Origin of the sequence: Pseudomonas baetica (assembly GCF_002813455.1) — a bacterium.
In the GTDB taxonomy this organism is placed as follows: Bacteria; Pseudomonadota; Gammaproteobacteria; order Pseudomonadales; family Pseudomonadaceae; genus Aquipseudomonas; species Aquipseudomonas baetica.
The window spans coordinates 1,512,653-1,528,895 of the sequence record NZ_PHHE01000001.1; the positions used below are offsets into that span (position 1 = coordinate 1,512,653).

Consider the following 16,243-nt stretch of genomic DNA (forward strand, 5'->3'; position numbering starts at 1 on the left):
GGGGTGCGGGCCGGGCAGATCAGAACGGACGCAGGGGCAGGAATTTGCCGTCGAGGGTGACCACGGCGCGAGAGCCGCCTTCCGGGTCTTCGACTTTTTTGATGTCCAGCTTGAAGTTGATCGCGCTGATGATGCCGTCGCCGAACTGCTCGTGAACCAGCGCCTTAAGGGTGGTGCCGTAGATCTGGATCATCTCGTGGAAGCGGTAGATGGTCGGGTCGGTCGGCACGCCGCTGAGGCTGCCGCGCAGCGGGATGATTTGCAGGGCGGCGACGTCGGCAGCGTCCAGTTCAAGCTTGTCGCCGACCACTTGGGCGGCGTTTTCCGGCAGTGGGTGCTGGCCGAGCAGGGCGGCGGTGACGAAGGCCAGGCTGAGGCCGGTGCCGTCGGCCAGATCCTGCCACGACAGGTTTTTGCCTGCCTTGGCGTCGAGAATGCGGGTGGTCAGGGCCAGGCTGGTGTCGCTGTAGGCGTGGGACTGTTGCATGGTGTCACTCCTTTCAGGGGTTGGCTTGCTGTGTGGGGTTCATCTTCTGCCGTTTGACCCATAGCGTCCAAGACCCATATACAATGCTTCGCATAAGTCCTGCCTATAGATGGTTTTTGTATGTTGCTACGACATTTGCGTTACTTGCTGGCCGTGGCCGATCACGGCGGCTTCACTCGTGCGGCCGAGGCGCTGCATGTATCGCAGCCGACCCTGTCGCAACAGATTCGCCAACTGGAAGAAACCCTCGGTGTGATTCTGTTTGATCGCACCTCTCGTACGGTTAAACCGACGGATGCCGGTGAGGCCTATATCGAATGTGCGCGGCGGGTGCTGGTGGAACTGGAGGCGGGCAAGCGTGCCTTGCATGACGTCAAGGATCTGTCCCGTGGCACCTTGCGTCTGGCCATGACGCCGACCTTCATGGCCTATCTTGTCGGGCCGTTGGTGCGCGACTACACGGCGCGGTTTCCGGGGATTCATCTGCAGATTTTCGAGTTGTCGATGGATGACATTGAAGCTGGGCTGGCGGAAGACTCGCTGGACGTCGCCATTGCCTTCACCCCGGTGCGCAGCCCGGACATCGAGTGCATTCCGGCGTTTGTCGAGACATTGGGACTCATGGTGGGGCGCGAGCATCCGCTGTACGACAGCACCGCTGTACTGAAACTGGAGGCGCTGGCACAGATGGATTTCGCGTTGTTGGCGCCGGACTTCATCACACGGTTATCGGTGGACGAGTATTTCCGTCAGCAGGCGATTACGCCCAATGTGCGGATTGAGGTGAACTCGGTGAGTACGTTGCTGGAGGTGGTGCGGTGTGCGCCGATGGCGACGATGTTGCCGGAGGCGATTGCGACTGAAGACCGGGCGTTGCGCAGGTTGCGGGTCGAGAGTGAAGCACCGCAGCGGGGTGCGGCGTTGTTGCGACGCAAGAACAATTATCACAGTGCGGCGGCGCTGGCGTTCATCGACCTCGTCCTCGAAACACCTTCCCCCGTGTAGGTGATAGTAAAAAAGGGCCTGCTTCCATTGGGGAGCAGGCCCTTTCAATTATTGAAGTTATAAATCAGCAGAACCGATCAATCACCCGAACTTCATTTTTGTTCTGCATCGAGTCCCACACCTGTTTCAGCGTCTGCAGCACATTAGCGATGAAGTCTTTATCGGCCGCGGCTTTCTTGCCGACATAACCGTGGCCGCGGCGGTACATCTTCAGGCGGGCCAGCAGGTTCTGGTTGTTGCGGTCGAATTCTTCTTCACCTGCGTGGGGTGCCAGGCAGTCGATATGCACCTGGCCCGACTTGCTGATCCACAGGATATGGCTGTCGTGGCTGTCTTTTTGCGCAGCGAACATACGAGCCAGTTCTTCGATAGTCGGTTGATTGTTCAGATTCATGATATTGCCCCTTGACCAGTCTGGTGATCTTTCAAAGTTGATTCGCTAATACAGGTAGCCCATCGGTTAGTTGATCCCTGGCACCGAAACCAGGACGTCAGCGCTCGCCCGTGTGAAGTACGGGGTCATGCATCTGTTGCATGTAGTCGTGTTGAATAACTGCTACGCAATAGCGTCACAACGAGGAGAAGCAGCGAAAACCGGGAGGCTCCTTGGCGACGTTTTCAGTGTCGACCACAAGCGTCTTGAGAATTTTCGCCAGCGCTTCTCGTCCTTGTACTGGACGTTCAGGCCAGGTCAGCTTCTTCAATCTGCCTTGTGGGCAGCGTGTATCCGGAAAAAACAACTCGGCGGTCAGACGAGTTTGCTCAAGCGTGTTACCGATTTTCCCGATCGGGGAACGTCTTCATCATGCAAAAGCCAAACGACGCCGTCAACGGTTTTGTAGTGATTATTTTTGGTCACTACATATTGTCGGACAAAGCTGTTCTGGAATGAGAAAGGATCCGTTCAGATGACGGAAAAGGGGCTGCGCAGGACATAGAACGTAGACCGATAACCGTCCACTTCCCGCTGCTCTGAGGTGAATTCGCCACCGCTCAAATGCGGGATCAGCCGCGCCCAGAAGCGCTGCGCAGGCCGGTTGGCATCGATATGGAAAATCTGCCACTGACCGGGGATTCGGCTCAAGAGGGCAGAGACGACAAACTGCGCGACGCCTTGGCCACGAAAACGTCGAGCCAGAAAGAAATAGCCGATGTTGTGTTCGGCGCCAGCGATGTGGGTGTCGTTGTCTACGGTCACGAAGCCGGCAAGTTGGTTGTCGACGTGGATCAGGAACGGTCTGGTGGTTGGGTGGCGCCAGTAGTCGTCCTTCCACTGGATGCTGAAGAAGCCATGGTCGGCAAACTTCAGCGGCAGCCATTCGCTGAAGTCGTACATGTAGAACTGCATTAGATTTTCGATGGTTTGCAGTTCGTCGCGCTGGGCGGGGTGCAGTTCGACGTTAGGCATGCTTTGGCTTCCTGAAGTAACGACCTTTCAGAAACAGTAGCGTGTATTACTTTTTGGCTGCGGGTTTCGCGGCACGTTTGGTGGTGCCGGCGGTTTTGCTCCGCGTTGATTTGCGTTTCTTCTTCCACGGCGCGCCAGCCTTGCCGGCAGGTGGCGGGCCGCTGATGGTCAGGCTCAAGCCCGAGCAGCGGGTCACCTGTTTGCTCATCCACGCCGCTTGTTTGGTGACGAATTCTTCCAGGCTCATCTCGCCGCTTTGCACCATGTCCAGCGCCTGCTCCCAGATTGCCGTGGTGCCGGGGTCGGCAATCGCTCGCGGTACGGCGTCGATCAGGCTGAACGCGGCGGGTGTGGCGGCCAGGGCCTTGCCGTTTTTCACCAGATAACCACGATCCAGCAAGCCTTGGATGATCGATGCGCGGGTGGCTTCGGTGCCGATGCCGGTGGTGTCCTTGAGCTTCTGTTTGAGCAGCGGATCTTCCACCAGCTTGGCGACGTTTTTCATCGCCTTGATCAGATCGCCTTCGGTGTAGGGCTTGGGTGGTTGCGTCCACAGATCCTTGAGCTTCACAGCGGCGACGGCGCACTCGACGCCTTGACCAAGTGCCGGCAAGGTTTGCGGCGCGGGGGCTTCACGGCCTTTGGCCGGTGCCAGTGCCTCGGGCAAGGCACGCTTCCAGCCCGGTTCGATGATCTGCTTGCCGACCGCGCGCAACGCTTCAGCGGCGCAATCGAAATCGGCCTGAGTGCGATCGTATTCGTGATTGGGCAGGAACTGCGCCAGATACCGCGCGCGAATCAACGTGTAAACCGCACGGTGCTTGCCGCTCAGGCGTTCAAGGTTCTTTGCCGCTGCGGTGGGGATGATGCCGTGGTGCGCGCTGACCTTGGCGTCGTTCCACGCCCGGGATTTGCGCTGCGGTTCGAGAAAGCCCTGCAGCGCGTCGAGGCTCGGGTCGGCTTGGCGCAACGCCGCGAGAATGGCCGGCGCCTCACTGTGCTGACTCAGCGGCAGGAAACCGCAATCGCTGCGCGGGTAGGTGATGACCTTGTAGGTTTCGTAGAGCGCCTGGGCGATGTCGAGGGTTTCCTGCGCGCCGAGGCCGAGTTTCTTCGAGCAGACTTCCTGCAAGGTGCCGAGGTCGAAGGGCAGGGGCGCCACTTCGCGCATGCGCTCGGTGCGCAGTTTTACCACGCGGGCGCTGGCGGCGTTGCTGATAGCGGCAGCAGCCTGTTGCGCCAAGGCCTGATTCAAACAGCGATCCTGATCGTCGCAGACATCCGGCGGCGCTCGCCACTGCGCGGTAAACGGCGTGCCGTTGTGCAACAACTCCACATCGATCGCCCAAAACGGCACTGGCACGAAGTCGGCGATGCTGCGATCACGATCCACCACCAGCCGTAATGTCGGCGTCTGCACCCGACCGACCGGCAACACACCCTGATAACCCGACTGACGACCGAGCAGGGTGAACAGGCGACTCATGTTCATGCCGATCAGCCAGTCCGCCCGGGATCGACCCAATGCCGAGTGATACAGGCTGAACGTCTCAGCACCCGGTTTCAGCGCGGCCAAGGCCTTGCGAATCGAGGCCTCGTCCAGGGCGGACAGCCACAAGCGGCGAATCGGCCCGCGATAGCGGCAGTGCTCGACCAGTTCCCGGGCGATCATCTCGCCCTCACGGTCGGCGTCGGTGGCGATGATCAGTTCGCTGGCCTCGCCGAGCAGGCGTTTGACGGCTTTGTACTGGCTGGCGGTGCGCGGTTTGACGGTCATTTTCCATTTGTCCGGAATGATCGGCAGATCCGCCAGTACCCAGCGCTTGTAGCGTGCGTCGTAGGCATCCGGCGGCGCGGTTTCCAGCAAGTGGCCGATGCACCAGGTCACCGTGACGTCCGTTCCCAGCCAGCAGCCGTCGCCCCGGCGTCTGGCGCCGAGCACAGCCGCAATGTCTTTGGCCTGGGAAGGTTTTTCACAGAGGTACAGCCGCATAACCACCATCATCGATCAAGGTCGGAACAGGTGCACAGAATGGCCGGACTTGGCGTCAGGGGCAACTTTTATCTGTATGGATATACAGATAAAACGTTGCCGCTCATGACGGGTATTCCGGGGACGTGGCCGCACCTATCGAGAAATTGATTAGCGACCTGTTTTCACCTGTGTCAGGTTTTTCGACGATTCAAACACGCGGGAGACGGGACGATCTCGCCAGAAGATCGCCGTGGTCTGTCGACACTGACCATTCAGAAACAAGGAAGTCCACCATGGCTCAAGCCAACTCCAGAACCAGCAGCACCTATGACGAAGTCAATACCTTCAGCCACCTGTATGACCGTGGCATCGGGCTGGTCAACGGCAAACCTTCTTTTACCGCCGACCAGGCAGCCGACGAAATTCTGCGCAAAAACCTGTCGTGGGGCGATAAAAACGCTGACGGCAAAATCGACCTTAGCTACACCTTCCTGACCGAAAAACCGGCGAACTACAACCCGAAACTGGGCAACTTCAGCGAATTCAGCGCCCAGCAGAAAGCTCAAGCCGTGCTGGCCATGCAATCCTGGGCTGACGTCGCCAACGTTACCTTCACCGAAGGCAAGGGCGGTGACGGTCACATGACGTTCGGCAACTACGACGTCAGCACCGGCGGCGCCGCGTTTGCTTATCTGCCGAGTGGCGGCAGCTATGACGGCCAGTCGTGGTACTTGATCAACGATCAGTACCAGGTCAACAAGACCCCGGACATCAACAACTACGGCCGCCAGACCCTGACCCACGAAATCGGCCATACCCTTGGCCTGTCGCACCCGGGCGCCTACAACGCGGGCAATGGCAACCCGACGTACGCTGACGCCAAGTACGCCGAAGACACCCGCGGCTACAGCCTGATGAGCTACTGGAGCGAGTACAACACCGAGCAGAATTTCAGCAAGGACGGCAGTGGTGCCTACGCGTCGGCGCCGTTGCTGGACGATATCGTGGCGGTGCAGAAACTCTACGGTGCCAACTCCGAAACCCGCGCCGATAACACCACTTACGGCTTCAGCTCCAACGCCGGGCGTGATTTCTACAGCGCCACATCGGCGTCGTCGAAACTGGTGTTCTCGGTGTGGGACGGTGGCGGCGATGACACGCTGAACTTCTCCGGTTTCACCCAGAACCAGAAGATCAACCTCAATGAAGGCTCGTTCTCCGACGTCGGTGGTCTGGTCGGTAACGTGTCGATAGCTTACGGCGTGACAGTGGAAAACGCTTTGGGTGGATCGGGCAATGATCTGCTGATCGGCAACGCAGCGGTCAATCACCTGTTTGGCGGTGCTGGCAACGACATCCTCTACGGAGGCGGCGGCGCTGATGTGCTGCGGGGCGGTGAAGGCGCGGACACCTTCGTGTTCGGTGCGGCCAGTGATTCGACCATGACCGCGCCGGACTGGATCATGGATTTCACCAGCGGCCTGGACAAGATCGACCTGTCAGGGATCGCCGGTTTCGCCACGGGCGCAGCGTCGCTGAATTTTGTCAGCGGCTTCACCGGGCATGCGGGCGATGCGATTCTGACTTACTTCGCCCAGACCAATCAGACCAGCCTGATGGTTGACTTGACGGGGCAGGGTTCAGTGGACTTTGCCGTGGGTGTGGTGGGGCAAGCGGTGGCGACTGATATCGTTGCGTGATGCCTGAAAAACGGCCCTCTCCCTCGCGGAGAGGGCTACACGGGCGGCGTTCCGATGAGGGGCTGTTGAAGTTGATGGGCCGTTCAGCTGTAAAACCACCCCAAACAGAACCGATGGGCTATACCTGAACCGGTCTCTTCGCCGTATTCAGGAGAAACCCATGAAAAGCACCGGCCCCAGTCCCGTCATTGCCCTCGAACAACTTCCCGGCTGCCTGATAGTGAAATTCCACGGCATCCAGGTCGCCGCATCCTCCCACGTACTGATCCTCAACGAAGCCAACTACCCGCCGGTGTACTACGTCCCCCGCGAAGACATCGACGAAAAATATTTCGCCCGCACCGACCACACCAGCTATTGCCCATACAAAGGCGACGCCAATTACTTCAGCCTGCAGGTGCCAGGGCATGAGGGGGCGAATGCGGTGTGGACGTACGAGCATCCGAAAGTCTCGGTCAAAGACATCCAGAACTACGTGGCGTTTTATCCGGATCAGGTGAAGTTCGAGGTGATCAAGGCAGATGCCTGAAGCCAACAGCCCGCCAAAGCGCAATGCAGTGGCGGGCTGACGCTTATTTACCTTTGCGTTTGGCAGTGGTTTTGGCTTTGGCGGGCGCTGCTTTTCGGCTACGGCTGGTGTGCTTGACCGCAGGCAGCATCGAGGTGGCCGCTCGCAATGTCTGGGCCGTTGCCTGTGTACCGGACTGGGTCGCCATCAACGATTGTTCGAGCAATTGAAACGATAGCTGCGCGGCCGCTTTGGCGTCGCGCTGCACCGCTGCCAATCTGGATGAAAGCAGCGAGTCCATCTTGTCTTCGAACACGGCAGCCATGCGTTTGTATCCGGGAGCGTTCAGGTGCAGTTCGTTGATCCAGTCGTCGTCCTTGATCAGGTCTCGCAAGTCCAGGTAGTGCACGTCCGGATGGCTATCGGCGACGGATTTGAGCATTGCATTGAACTGGTCGATAAAGTCCGCGACGATTTGGCGCTGAACCTGTGGGTCCATGATGTTCTTGCGGGTCAGCGAGGGGCGAATCCACGGGCCGATAAACCGATAATTGCCAAAGTTCACGACGCCTTTACCGGTGGGAATAGCGCGTCCGTAGCCGTGAAAAATGATTTTGGTCTTGGGGCTCGCTGCCTTGACCTTTTTGATCATTTCTTCATAGGCGCCCCGGAACACCCGACCGATGGTGTCTTTGACGTAATCGGTGCGCAGCAGCGTAGCAGGAGAGGAGCTTGCGTGGTTCAGGAAGGAGGCGAACTCGTCGCCCGCAATGTCATTGCCTCCCGCGGAAAACAGGAAGAAGGCCGGTTTTGTACTCTTGATTTCGTCCAGCACTTCAATGAACTCCACCGGCTGGCGTGTCCACGCGCCTTCTTTGATTTCAGTGCCATACACCATGTTTTCCAGAGTGTCGCCGCCGGAGGCAAAGCTCTTGATCTTGTAGCCGGAGGTCAGCTTCAGCCACTTGATGATGTCCACGCCAGGCAAGTAGTCGAACCAGGAGTCGCCTTGGGCGACGACTTTCACGCCATTTGAGCCGAAGAAAAATCCATAGGTTGAATCCGCTTTCACTTTTTGCGCCGGCTGATCGTGTTGCCAGATCGCCAGATTGATTTTCGCTAATGCGTCTTCGCTTTCGTAGTTCATGTCGGCAGTCCCTTTTTTATCGGAAAGAACACGTGGTAACCGGTCGATGCCGGTTCCGTTTTCGAGTCCGAACGACGTCTTCAAGGGTGCTGCTACGTTCAGACTTTTCAGCACTTCGGGGGCTGTACGATCAATGCCTGCCTTGCAGGTTGATCGCACGGCTGAGCGTCAATGTGGAGGTCGTGGCCGCGCGCGCGATAAACGCATGCACCGGCAAGGGATCGATTTGATCCAGGCGGGAGCCGAGGGTAACGATGGCTGGGGCCGGGGCTGGGGAAACCGTGCAGTGGGCATGGAAGAATCCTCTCCGAGAGGTTCGTTCCCCCACGTCACGAACGCTTTTCTGCGTCGCGGGGCTGTGTGAGATTGATCGTAGACGAGATTTCGCCTGTGCCAAGTCTGGAAACAGATCGGGTTGACCTGTGATGAAGGATTAATACCCTCACCACAGGTTTGTGCGCGATTGGTAGGGGGCAGGTCAGTCAGATTCAGTTCTTGTCCAGGTCGATATTTTTCGTCTCGCGCAAACAGATCATCCCCACCACCAGGCTGACCCCGGTTATCAGCACCGGATACCAAAGCCCGTAGAAAATATCCCCGGTGTACACCACCAGCGCAAACGACACGGTCGGCAGGAACCCGCCAAACCAGCCATTGCCGATGTGGTACGGCAAGGACATCGAGGTGTAGCGAATCCGCGTCGGGAACAGTTCGACCATCAACGCCGCCAGTGGCCCGTAGCACATGGCGGAAATGATGATCAGCGCGACGATCAGGGCAACGATCATCGGTTTGTTGATCTGCTGCAGGTCGGCCTGTTGCGGGTAGCCGGCGAGGGTGATCGCGCCGCGCAACGCCGCTTCGTCAAAGCCGTCGAGTTGCACGTCACCAACGCTGACTTGCACGGCGCTGCCGGTCGGTGCGGCGACACTGGAGTAGGGCAGGCCCTGTTTGACCAGGAAGGTTTTGACCTTGTCGCACGGGCTGTCGAATTTGGCTTTGCCCACCGGATCGAACTGGAAGGTGCAGGTTGCTGGATCCGCCAGCACAGTGATCGGCGCCTGACGGCTGGCCTGATCGATGGCCGGGTTGGCGTAATGGGCGAGGGATTTGAAGATCGGGAAGTACAGCGCGGTCGCCAATAGCAGGCCGATCATCAGCACCGGTTTGCGTCCGACCTTGTCCGACAGCCAACCAAAAAAGATGAAGAACGGTGCACCGATGACCACGCTGATGATCAGCAAGGTATTGGCCACCGCCGGGTCCATTTTCAGGAACTGGGTGAGGAAGAACAGCACGTAAAACTGCGCCGCGTAGAAGGTCACTGCTTGCCCGGCGTTGATGCTGAACAGGGCGATCAGCACCACCTTGAGGTTTTCCCATTTGCCGAAGGATTCGCGGATCGGCGCCTTGGAGGTTTTGCCTTCCTCTTTCATCTTCAGATACGCCGGCGACTCGTGCAGGCTCAGGCGAATCCAGGTGGAAATGCCCAGCAGCACAATCGACAGCAGGAACGGAATGCGCCAGCCCCACACTTCGAATTGATCGCCAGTGAAGTAGCGGCAACCGAGCACCACCAGCAACGACAGCAGCAGGCCGAGGGTTGCGGTGGATTGAATCCAGCTGGTGTGGAAACCGCGTTTGCCGATCGGCGCGTGCTCCGCCACGTAAGTCGCGGCGCCGCCGTACTCGCCACCGAGCGCCAGGCCCTGGAGCATGCGCAGCACCACCAGAATGATCGGCGCGGCGATGCCGATGCTGGCGTAGGTCGGCAGCAGGCCGACGCAGAACGTCGCCACGCCCATCAGGATGATGGTCGCCAGAAAGGTGTATTTGCGCCCGATCATGTCCCCCAGCCGACCGAACACCAGCGCCCCGAAAGGCCGCACGACAAACCCGGCGGCGAAGGCCATCAGCGCAAAGATGAACGCCGTGGTGTCGTTGACCCCGGCGAAGAACTGCTTGCTGATGACTGCCGCGAGGGCGCCGTAGAGGAAGAAGTCATACCATTCGAACACCGTCCCCAAGGACGAGGCGAAAATGACTTTCTGCGTGTCGTTGCGAGTGCTGGCGTCGCTCGCGACGTCCAGCGGCTGAACGTGTTCTGACATATCGGTATCCCTCACAGTGATTGTTTTTGTTGTTCCACTGGTGTTGCGTGTCCGGGTGATGCGCGATGCCTTGAATCTGCTGTTGATTCCTGTGGGAGCGAGCCTGCTCGCGAAGGCGTCGTGTCAGTCAACGTTTATGTTGAATGTGCTACCGCATTCGCGAGCAGGCTCGCTCCCACATTTGGACTGTGTACAGGTCCAGCCAGGATCAGTTGTGCAGCCTTCTCGGCAATCATCAGCGTAGGCGAACAGGTATTACCCGAGGTAATGCGCGGCATGATCGACGCATCGGCGATGCGCAGGCCGGGAACGCCGTGAACGCGTAACTGCGCATCGACCACCGCATCGCCGTCATTGCCCATGCGACAAGTGCCGACCGGATGGAAAATCGTCGTGCCGATTCTGGCCGCTGCTTCGTGCAGTTGCGCTTCGCTTTGCAGGCTGTCGCCGGGCAGATATTCCACCGGTTTGAACGCTTGCAGGGCCGGGGCGCTGACGATGCGGCGAGTCAGGCGGATGGCGTCGGCGGCCACGCGCAAATCTTCGGGATGGCTTAGATAATTGGGTTGAATCAGCGGCGCTTCCTGTGGATCTGCCGAGCGGATTTCGATGCGGCCACGGCTCTGCGGACGCAGATCGCAGACTGAGGCGGTAAAGGCGGGAAAGCTGTGCAGCGGCTCGCCAAAACGCTCCAGCGACAGTGGCTGCACGTGATATTCCAGATTCGCCGAGGTCTGCTCCGGCCCGGATCGCGCAAACGCCCCGAGCTGACTCGGTGCCATCGACAACGGCCCGCTGCGGTCATACAGATAACGCAGGCCCATGCCCATCTTGCCCCACACGCTGCCGGCGATCTGGTTGAGGGTGCGGGCGTTTTCCAGTTTGTAGATCAGGCGCAGTTGCAGGTGATCCTGCAGATTGCCGCCCACCCCCGACAGCTCATGAATCACGCCGATGCCGAGGCGCTCAAGCAGCGGGCGCGGGCCAATCCCCGAACGCTGCAGAATGCTCGGCGAACCGACAGAACCGGCGCACAACACGATCTCCTTGCGCGCCTTGAAGCTTTTCACCTGGCCTTCGTGTCGGGCGCTGACCTTCGAGGCGCGACCGCCCTCCAGCACAACACGATCCACCTCAACCCCGGTCAACACCGTCAGATTGGCGCGATCACGCACCGGTTTTAGAAACGCCTTCGCCGCGTTCCAGCGCACCCCGGCCTTCTGGTTGACCTGGAAGTAGCCACAACCTTCGTTGTCGCCCTGATTGAAATCCTCGATGGAGGCAATGCCGCTCTGTTCGGCCGCACTGCGAAACGCGTCCAGAATCGGCCACGACAAGCGCTGTTGCTCGACCCGCCACTCACCCTTGGCACCGTGAAATTCAGCCGCGCCGGCAAAGTGGTTTTCGCTTTGTTTGAACAGCGGCAGCACGTCATTCCAGGCCCAGCCCGGATTGCCTTCGGCCGCCCAGCCGTCATAGTCGCCGGCCTGGCCGCGCATGTAGATCATGCCGTTGATGGAGGAGCAGCCACCGAGGACTTTGCCGCGCGGATAACTCAGGCTGCGACCTTGCAGACCGGGTTGCGCCTCGGTCTTGAAGCACCAGTCGGTGCGCGGATTGCCGATGCAGAACAGATAACCGACGGGAATGTGAATCCAGGCATAGTTGTCGCGTCCGCCGGCTTCGAGCAACAGCACGCGCTGTTGCGGATCCGCCGACAGCCGATTGGCCAGCAAACACCCGGCGGGGCCGGCGCCGACCACGATGTAATCGTATTCATCGAGGGAAGTCTGCATTCCCTGACCTCGCTTTTTGTTTTTATTGTCGGACACTCTAGTTGTTAGCTTTCGTCAAAAGAATGTTAGTTTTTGCGCAGCCGCTGTGCGTTTTTAAACAGCCTCGACTGACCTTAGCTGACAAGGACTTCTCATGTTCGACTGGAACGACCTGCGGTTCTTTCTCGAGTTGCAACGCAGCGGCCGCCTGCTCACCGCCGCCCGCCGGCTAAATACCACCCACGCCACCGTCGCCCGCCACATCGAGGCCATCGAAAAAAGCCTCGGCACCGCGCTGTTCGTCCAGCACGCCCAAGGCTACGAAATGACCCCGGCGGGGGAGGCGCTGCTCAAACACGCCGAAGCCATGGAAAACGTCGCGCTGCTGGCCCAGGAGGAAATCACCCAATCCACCGCACCACTGGGCAAAATCCGCGTCGGCGTTACCGAAGGCCTAGGTATCAAATTCCTCGCCAGCCGCATGATCGGCCTGTTCGAGCGCTATCCGGGTCTTGAGGTGGAGTTGGTGGCGGTGCCGCGTTTCGTCAGCATCCTCAACCGCGAGGCGGAAATCAGCATTCATCTGGAGCGCCCGGCAGCAGACATGCTGGTCACGCGCAAACTCACCGACTACCGCCTCGCGCTGTATGCCAGTCAAAGGTATCTCGACAACGCACCGTCGCTGAGTAGCCGCGAAGACCTCGGGCGGCATGCGTGGATCGGGTATGTGGATGATTTGCTGTTCAGTCAGGAATTGATGTTCCTCAACAGTTTCTGCCGCAATCCGCGCGTGGTGTTTCACAGCACCAGCGTCATCGCCCAACAGGAAGCCGCGCGTTCGGGATTGGGGATCGCGGTTTTGCCCTGCTACATGGCTGCCGCCGATCCGGATCTGGTGCCGTTGCTGCCCGACGAAAGCATCGAACGCAGTTACTGGATCAGCACCCGGCGCGAGTTGCACAAGTCGGTGCGGTTGCGGGTGGTCTGGGATTATGTGGTGGGGTTGTGTGAGGCGGAGCAGGGGTTGTTGCTTGGATAACCCAGCCAACCTGAATTCCCCTGTGGGAGCGAGCCTGCTCGCGAAGGCGTCGTGTCAGTCAACGCTAATGCTTAATGATCCACCGCTTTCGCGAGCAGGCTCGCTCCCACAGGATTAGTGTCCGGGAATGATTGGAGTGTAAATTCCGGGCTTGATTAATATATGGATATCCGTATATTCGTCCGTCCATATGTTCGGTACACTTCTATGATCACGCCTCCCGAAGTCTTCAAAAGCCTGGCCGACGAAACCGCCCGGCAGGCTCGCGATTACTTGATGGCTTACCACGAACAAGAAATCAGCCTGCAAACCCTCGCACAAGCCTGCGGCACCGACCGTTTTCGCCTGACCCGCGCGTTCAAGGCTGCCTATGGTCTGGCGCCGCATGCCTGGCTGATCCAGTTGCGCCTCAGTCGTGGCCGGCAAATGCTCGCCGCTGGCGTGCAACCGGTGGACGTCGCCAGCCGTTTGGGTTTTGCTGACCAAAGCCACTTGGGCCGCTGGTTTGTGCGCGCCTACGGCATCACTCCTGGCGCCTATCAGCAGCGTGCCGGCGGCAGCATCCGGCGCTGAACAAACGTTCAAGACCGCCGCCCACCACACCCGCCACAGTACGCCCTGACTTTCAAAAGGGCCGTGCCATGCTTGCGTTCATCCTCTTTGCCTTCGTCGCCTCCATCACTCCGGGCCCGACCAACCTGATCGTGCTCAGCACCAGCGCCCGCCGTGGCTGGCGACCCTGCCTGCCGATCATTCTGGGTGCGGGCGTGGGGGCGGCGTCACTCGTGTGGGTCGCCGGGGCCGGCGCCAGCACGCTGATGTTGCCCGGTGTGCGTCCGATCATCAGCGGCCTCGGGCTGTGCTGGATGCTGTGGCTGGCGTGGCAGATTTTCAGCGCACCAGTCACCGCCATCCAGCCTGAGGCCGGTGAAGAAAAAACCGAGCTAGGTCTGATCGGTGCGGCATTGCTGCAATGGGTCAATCCCAAGTCCTGGATGATGGCCATTGCCGTGATCAGCGTGTTCACCGCTCAAGGGCAAGGGCTCAACGCACTGTGTCTGGCGTTTTTTCTGGTGTCGCTGCCGTGTCTGGCGCTGTGGGCGCTGCTTGGCCGAGGCGCGGCGCGATGGCTCAGCAATCCTGAGCAGTTGCGCTGGTTGAACCGGATCCTCGCGGTGCTGCTGGTGATTTCATCCGCTGCCGCGCTTTTGCGCGGGTAATTGAGCTGCGTTCAATCGAGGCCGCTGCGCTGGGTGCGATCCCGCAAGGGTTGACCGTGATCAACCTTGTGTCGGTTAAGTCGGCGCAGTCTCCAATAGGTGCTGCACTCACTTCAACCACCCGCGCAGGAGCTTCGCTCATGGCCATGATGAAAGCGGCGATTTTCGTTGAAAAGAACCGCATCGTGCTGGATGACAAGCCGATTCCCGAAGTAGGCCCGCTGGACGCGCTGGTGCGCATCACCACCACCACGATCTGTGGCACTGACGTCCACATCCTGCGCGGCGAGTACCCGGTGGCCAAAGGCTTGACCGTGGGTCACGAACCGGTGGGGGTGATCGAGAAACTCGGCTCGCAAGTGCGCGGCTTTGTCGAAGGTCAGCGGGTGATTGCCGGCGCCATTACCCCCAGCGGCCAAAGTTATGCCTGCCTGTGCGGCTGCGGCTCACAGGACGGGCCCGACACCCGGCACGGCTTTCGCGCCGCCGGTGGCTGGAAGTTCGGCAACATCATTGATGGTTGTCAGGCGGAGTATGTGTTGGTGCCTGATGCATTGGCCAATCTGTGCCCGATCCCCGACGGGCTGAGCGATGAACAGGTGCTGATGTGTCCGGACATCATGTCCACCGGGTTCTCCGGCGCAGAGCGCGGCGAGGTCAGTATCGGCGACACCGTGGCGGTGTTTGCGCTGGGCCCGATCGGGCTCTGCGCGGTGGCCGGAGCACGGCTCAAGGGCGCGAGCGTCATCATCGGTGTCGACGCAGTGGCCGAGCGCATGACGGTGGCGCGGCAGTTGGGCGCGACCCACGTGGTCAATTTCAAGGACGGCGACGTGGTCGAGCAAATAATGGCGTTGACCGACGGGCGCGGTGTGGATGTGTCCATCGAAGCCTTGGGCACTCAAGGCACGTTCGAGTCCGCATTGCGGGTGCTGCGCCCCGGCGGGCGGCTGTCGAGCCTTGGGGTTTACGCGTCGGATCTGCGCATTCCCTACGATGCCTTTGCGGCGGGGCTGGGCGATTACAGCATCGTCAGCACCCTGTGCCCCGGCGGTAAAGAGCGCATGCGCCGGTTGATGGCGGTGGTGCACAGCGGTGGCGTCGATCTGTCAGCGCTGGTGACCCACCATTTCAATCTGGACGATATCGAGGCGGCGTATGAGCTGTTCGGCCATCAGCGCGATGGCGTGCTGAAGGTGGCGATTACCCCTTGATCTGACGCGCCCCGTGCCGTTGGCCGGGGCGGGTTGCGCTGCGGTATTACAGAGAGAGGCGATGGATGACCTGGTGGCTGTCGTCGGGATCACCATGGGTTTCAAAACCCAGCGATCGGGCCAGGTCGCGCATGGCCGTGTTGCTTGCAGAATCCACCGAGTACAAATGTTTGAAACCATTGTCGCGGGCGGCCGTGATCAGGTGCTCCATCAGCAAGGTACCCAGGCCCAGATGCGCCCATTCATCGCCCACCGTGACGGCGCATTCCCCGTCTTGTTCGCCTGTGGCGGCGTAACGGCTGATGCCGATCTCGATCAACTCACCGTTTTCGTGAGCCAGAGCGATGAAGGCTGCGCGCTGCTTGCCGTCGACGTCCATCAACTGATTGAGCAGGGCGGTGCCGGGCTCGCTGATCTGCGCGAGAAAACGCATGTGCCGGGACTCGGCGGACAAACGCTTGATGAAGGCGTATTCACGCTCGCGATCCTTGTCCGCCAGTGGGCGGATCAACACGTGCCGGCCATCCTTGAGCGATTCGATCCAGTATTCACCGCTTTGCGCGGCATAGGCGGCCGACGCGCGGTCGTTGTGGTCTTTGACAGTGAGCATGAGGTGAACCTCCAGCGGGGGAACGATCAACGTACGGGGCGTAC

At 59.8% G+C, this 16,243-nt stretch carries 14 protein-coding genes and 1 pseudogene; 7 read left to right on the top strand and 8 right to left on the bottom strand.

Going from position 1 to position 16,243, the window contains the following annotated elements; genetic code table 11:
- Nucleotides 1–19: 19 nt before the first annotated feature.
- Entirely contained in the window at nucleotides 20–487 is a 468-nt protein-coding gene (gene cynS, locus ATI02_RS06925) for a cyanase (protein ID WP_095187590.1), read from the bottom strand.
- Between the two features lie 120 nt (nucleotides 488–607).
- Here cynS and cynR point away from each other — a divergent pair, with 120 nt between their 5' ends.
- Nucleotides 608–1,492: a transcriptional regulator CynR gene (gene cynR, locus ATI02_RS06930; RefSeq protein WP_095187591.1), complete on the top strand. Its 885-nt coding sequence runs from the start codon at nucleotides 608–610 to the stop codon at nucleotides 1,490–1,492.
- 64 nt (nucleotides 1,493–1,556) lie between these two features.
- On the opposite strand, the gene ATI02_RS06935 is transcribed toward cynR, so the two are convergent.
- From ATI02_RS06935 to ATI02_RS06945, 3 genes are all read right to left on the bottom strand, one after another.
- A complete protein-coding gene (locus ATI02_RS06935; protein ID WP_095187592.1) occupies nucleotides 1,557–1,886 on the bottom strand; it encodes a hypothetical protein in 330 nt (109 codons plus the stop codon).
- Nucleotides 1,887–2,396: 510 nt separating this feature from the next.
- Nucleotides 2,397–2,900, bottom strand: a complete 504-nt coding sequence (locus ATI02_RS06940; protein ID WP_095187593.1) for a GNAT family N-acetyltransferase — start codon at nucleotides 2,898–2,900, stop codon at nucleotides 2,397–2,399.
- Between the two features lie 46 nt (nucleotides 2,901–2,946).
- Nucleotides 2,947–4,893 (bottom strand): DNA topoisomerase III, encoded by a 1,947-nt coding sequence (locus ATI02_RS06945; protein ID WP_100845841.1) that lies wholly within the window; start codon nucleotides 4,891–4,893, stop codon nucleotides 2,947–2,949.
- A 275-nt stretch (nucleotides 4,894–5,168) separates the two neighbouring features.
- Between ATI02_RS06945 and ATI02_RS06950 the strand changes: the two genes are divergently transcribed.
- Together ATI02_RS06950 and ATI02_RS06955 are read left to right on the top strand one after the other, a co-directional pair.
- Nucleotides 5,169–6,575: a serralysin family metalloprotease gene (locus ATI02_RS06950; RefSeq protein ID WP_100845842.1), complete on the top strand. Its 1,407-nt coding sequence runs from the start codon at nucleotides 5,169–5,171 to the stop codon at nucleotides 6,573–6,575.
- A gap of 160 nt (nucleotides 6,576–6,735) precedes the next feature.
- Nucleotides 6,736–7,104, top strand: a complete 369-nt coding sequence (locus ATI02_RS06955) for a DUF427 domain-containing protein (RefSeq protein ID WP_100845843.1) — start codon at nucleotides 6,736–6,738, stop codon at nucleotides 7,102–7,104.
- A gap of 43 nt (nucleotides 7,105–7,147) precedes the next feature.
- On the opposite strand, the gene ATI02_RS06960 is transcribed toward ATI02_RS06955, so the two are convergent.
- From ATI02_RS06960 to ATI02_RS06975, 3 genes are all read right to left on the bottom strand, one after another.
- Entirely contained in the window at nucleotides 7,148–8,314 is a 1,167-nt protein-coding gene (locus ATI02_RS06960; protein WP_146166109.1) for an SGNH/GDSL hydrolase family protein, read from the bottom strand.
- Nucleotides 8,315–8,718: 404 nt separating this feature from the next.
- Nucleotides 8,719–10,341: an MFS transporter gene (locus ATI02_RS06965; protein ID WP_100845845.1), complete on the bottom strand. Its 1,623-nt coding sequence runs from the start codon at nucleotides 10,339–10,341 to the stop codon at nucleotides 8,719–8,721.
- 134 nt (nucleotides 10,342–10,475) lie between these two features.
- The gene (locus ATI02_RS06975) at nucleotides 10,476–12,137 is read right to left on the bottom strand and encodes a GMC family oxidoreductase (RefSeq protein WP_100845846.1); all 1,662 of its coding nucleotides are present in this window, start codon (nucleotides 12,135–12,137) and stop codon (nucleotides 10,476–10,478) included.
- 133 nt (nucleotides 12,138–12,270) lie between these two features.
- Between ATI02_RS06975 and ATI02_RS06980 the strand changes: the two genes are divergently transcribed.
- From ATI02_RS06980 to ATI02_RS06995, 4 genes and pseudogenes are all read left to right on the top strand, one after another.
- Complete coding sequence (locus ATI02_RS06980; RefSeq protein WP_100845847.1) at nucleotides 12,271–13,155, top strand: LysR family transcriptional regulator; 885 nt, start codon at nucleotides 12,271–12,273, stop codon at nucleotides 13,153–13,155.
- Between the two features lie 252 nt (nucleotides 13,156–13,407).
- A pseudogene (locus tag ATI02_RS06985) lies at nucleotides 13,408–13,728 on the top strand (helix-turn-helix transcriptional regulator); the annotation flags it as partial.
- A 68-nt stretch (nucleotides 13,729–13,796) separates the two neighbouring features.
- Nucleotides 13,797–14,375: a LysE family translocator gene (locus ATI02_RS06990; RefSeq protein WP_100845848.1), complete on the top strand. Its 579-nt coding sequence runs from the start codon at nucleotides 13,797–13,799 to the stop codon at nucleotides 14,373–14,375.
- A gap of 140 nt (nucleotides 14,376–14,515) precedes the next feature.
- Complete coding sequence (locus ATI02_RS06995; protein ID WP_095187605.1) at nucleotides 14,516–15,589, top strand: NAD(P)-dependent alcohol dehydrogenase; 1,074 nt, start codon at nucleotides 14,516–14,518, stop codon at nucleotides 15,587–15,589.
- A 46-nt stretch (nucleotides 15,590–15,635) separates the two neighbouring features.
- Here the strand turns inward: ATI02_RS06995 and ATI02_RS07000 are convergent, their stop codons facing one another.
- Complete coding sequence (locus ATI02_RS07000) at nucleotides 15,636–16,199, bottom strand: GNAT family N-acetyltransferase (protein WP_100845849.1); 564 nt, start codon at nucleotides 16,197–16,199, stop codon at nucleotides 15,636–15,638.
- Nucleotides 16,200–16,243 lie beyond the last annotated feature (44 nt).

Bases quoted from the DNA above. Each gene is read 5' to 3' on its own strand.
- cynS (WP_095187590.1), bottom strand. From the start codon at position 487: ATGCAACAGTCCCACGCCTACAGCGACACCAGCCTGGCCCTGACCACC.
- cynR (WP_095187591.1), top strand. From the start codon at position 608: ATGTTGCTACGACATTTGCGTTACTTGCTGGCCGTGGCCGATCACGGC.
- ATI02_RS06935 (WP_095187592.1), bottom strand. From the start codon at position 1,886: ATGAATCTGAACAATCAACCGACTATCGAAGAACTGGCTCGTATGTTC.
- ATI02_RS06940 (WP_095187593.1), bottom strand. From the start codon at position 2,900: ATGCCTAACGTCGAACTGCACCCCGCCCAGCGCGACGAACTGCAAACC.
- ATI02_RS06945 (WP_100845841.1), bottom strand. From the start codon at position 4,893: ATGCGGCTGTACCTCTGTGAAAAACCTTCCCAGGCCAAAGACATTGCG.
- ATI02_RS06950 (WP_100845842.1), top strand. From the start codon at position 5,169: ATGGCTCAAGCCAACTCCAGAACCAGCAGCACCTATGACGAAGTCAAT.
- ATI02_RS06955 (WP_100845843.1), top strand. From the start codon at position 6,736: ATGAAAAGCACCGGCCCCAGTCCCGTCATTGCCCTCGAACAACTTCCC.
- ATI02_RS06965 (WP_100845845.1), bottom strand. From the start codon at position 10,341: ATGTCAGAACACGTTCAGCCGCTGGACGTCGCGAGCGACGCCAGCACT.
- ATI02_RS06975 (WP_100845846.1), bottom strand. From the start codon at position 12,137: ATGCAGACTTCCCTCGATGAATACGATTACATCGTGGTCGGCGCCGGC.
- ATI02_RS06980 (WP_100845847.1), top strand. From the start codon at position 12,271: ATGTTCGACTGGAACGACCTGCGGTTCTTTCTCGAGTTGCAACGCAGC.
- ATI02_RS06990 (WP_100845848.1), top strand. From the start codon at position 13,797: ATGCTTGCGTTCATCCTCTTTGCCTTCGTCGCCTCCATCACTCCGGGC.
- ATI02_RS06995 (WP_095187605.1), top strand. From the start codon at position 14,516: ATGGCCATGATGAAAGCGGCGATTTTCGTTGAAAAGAACCGCATCGTG.
- ATI02_RS07000 (WP_100845849.1), bottom strand. From the start codon at position 16,199: ATGCTCACTGTCAAAGACCACAACGACCGCGCGTCGGCCGCCTATGCC.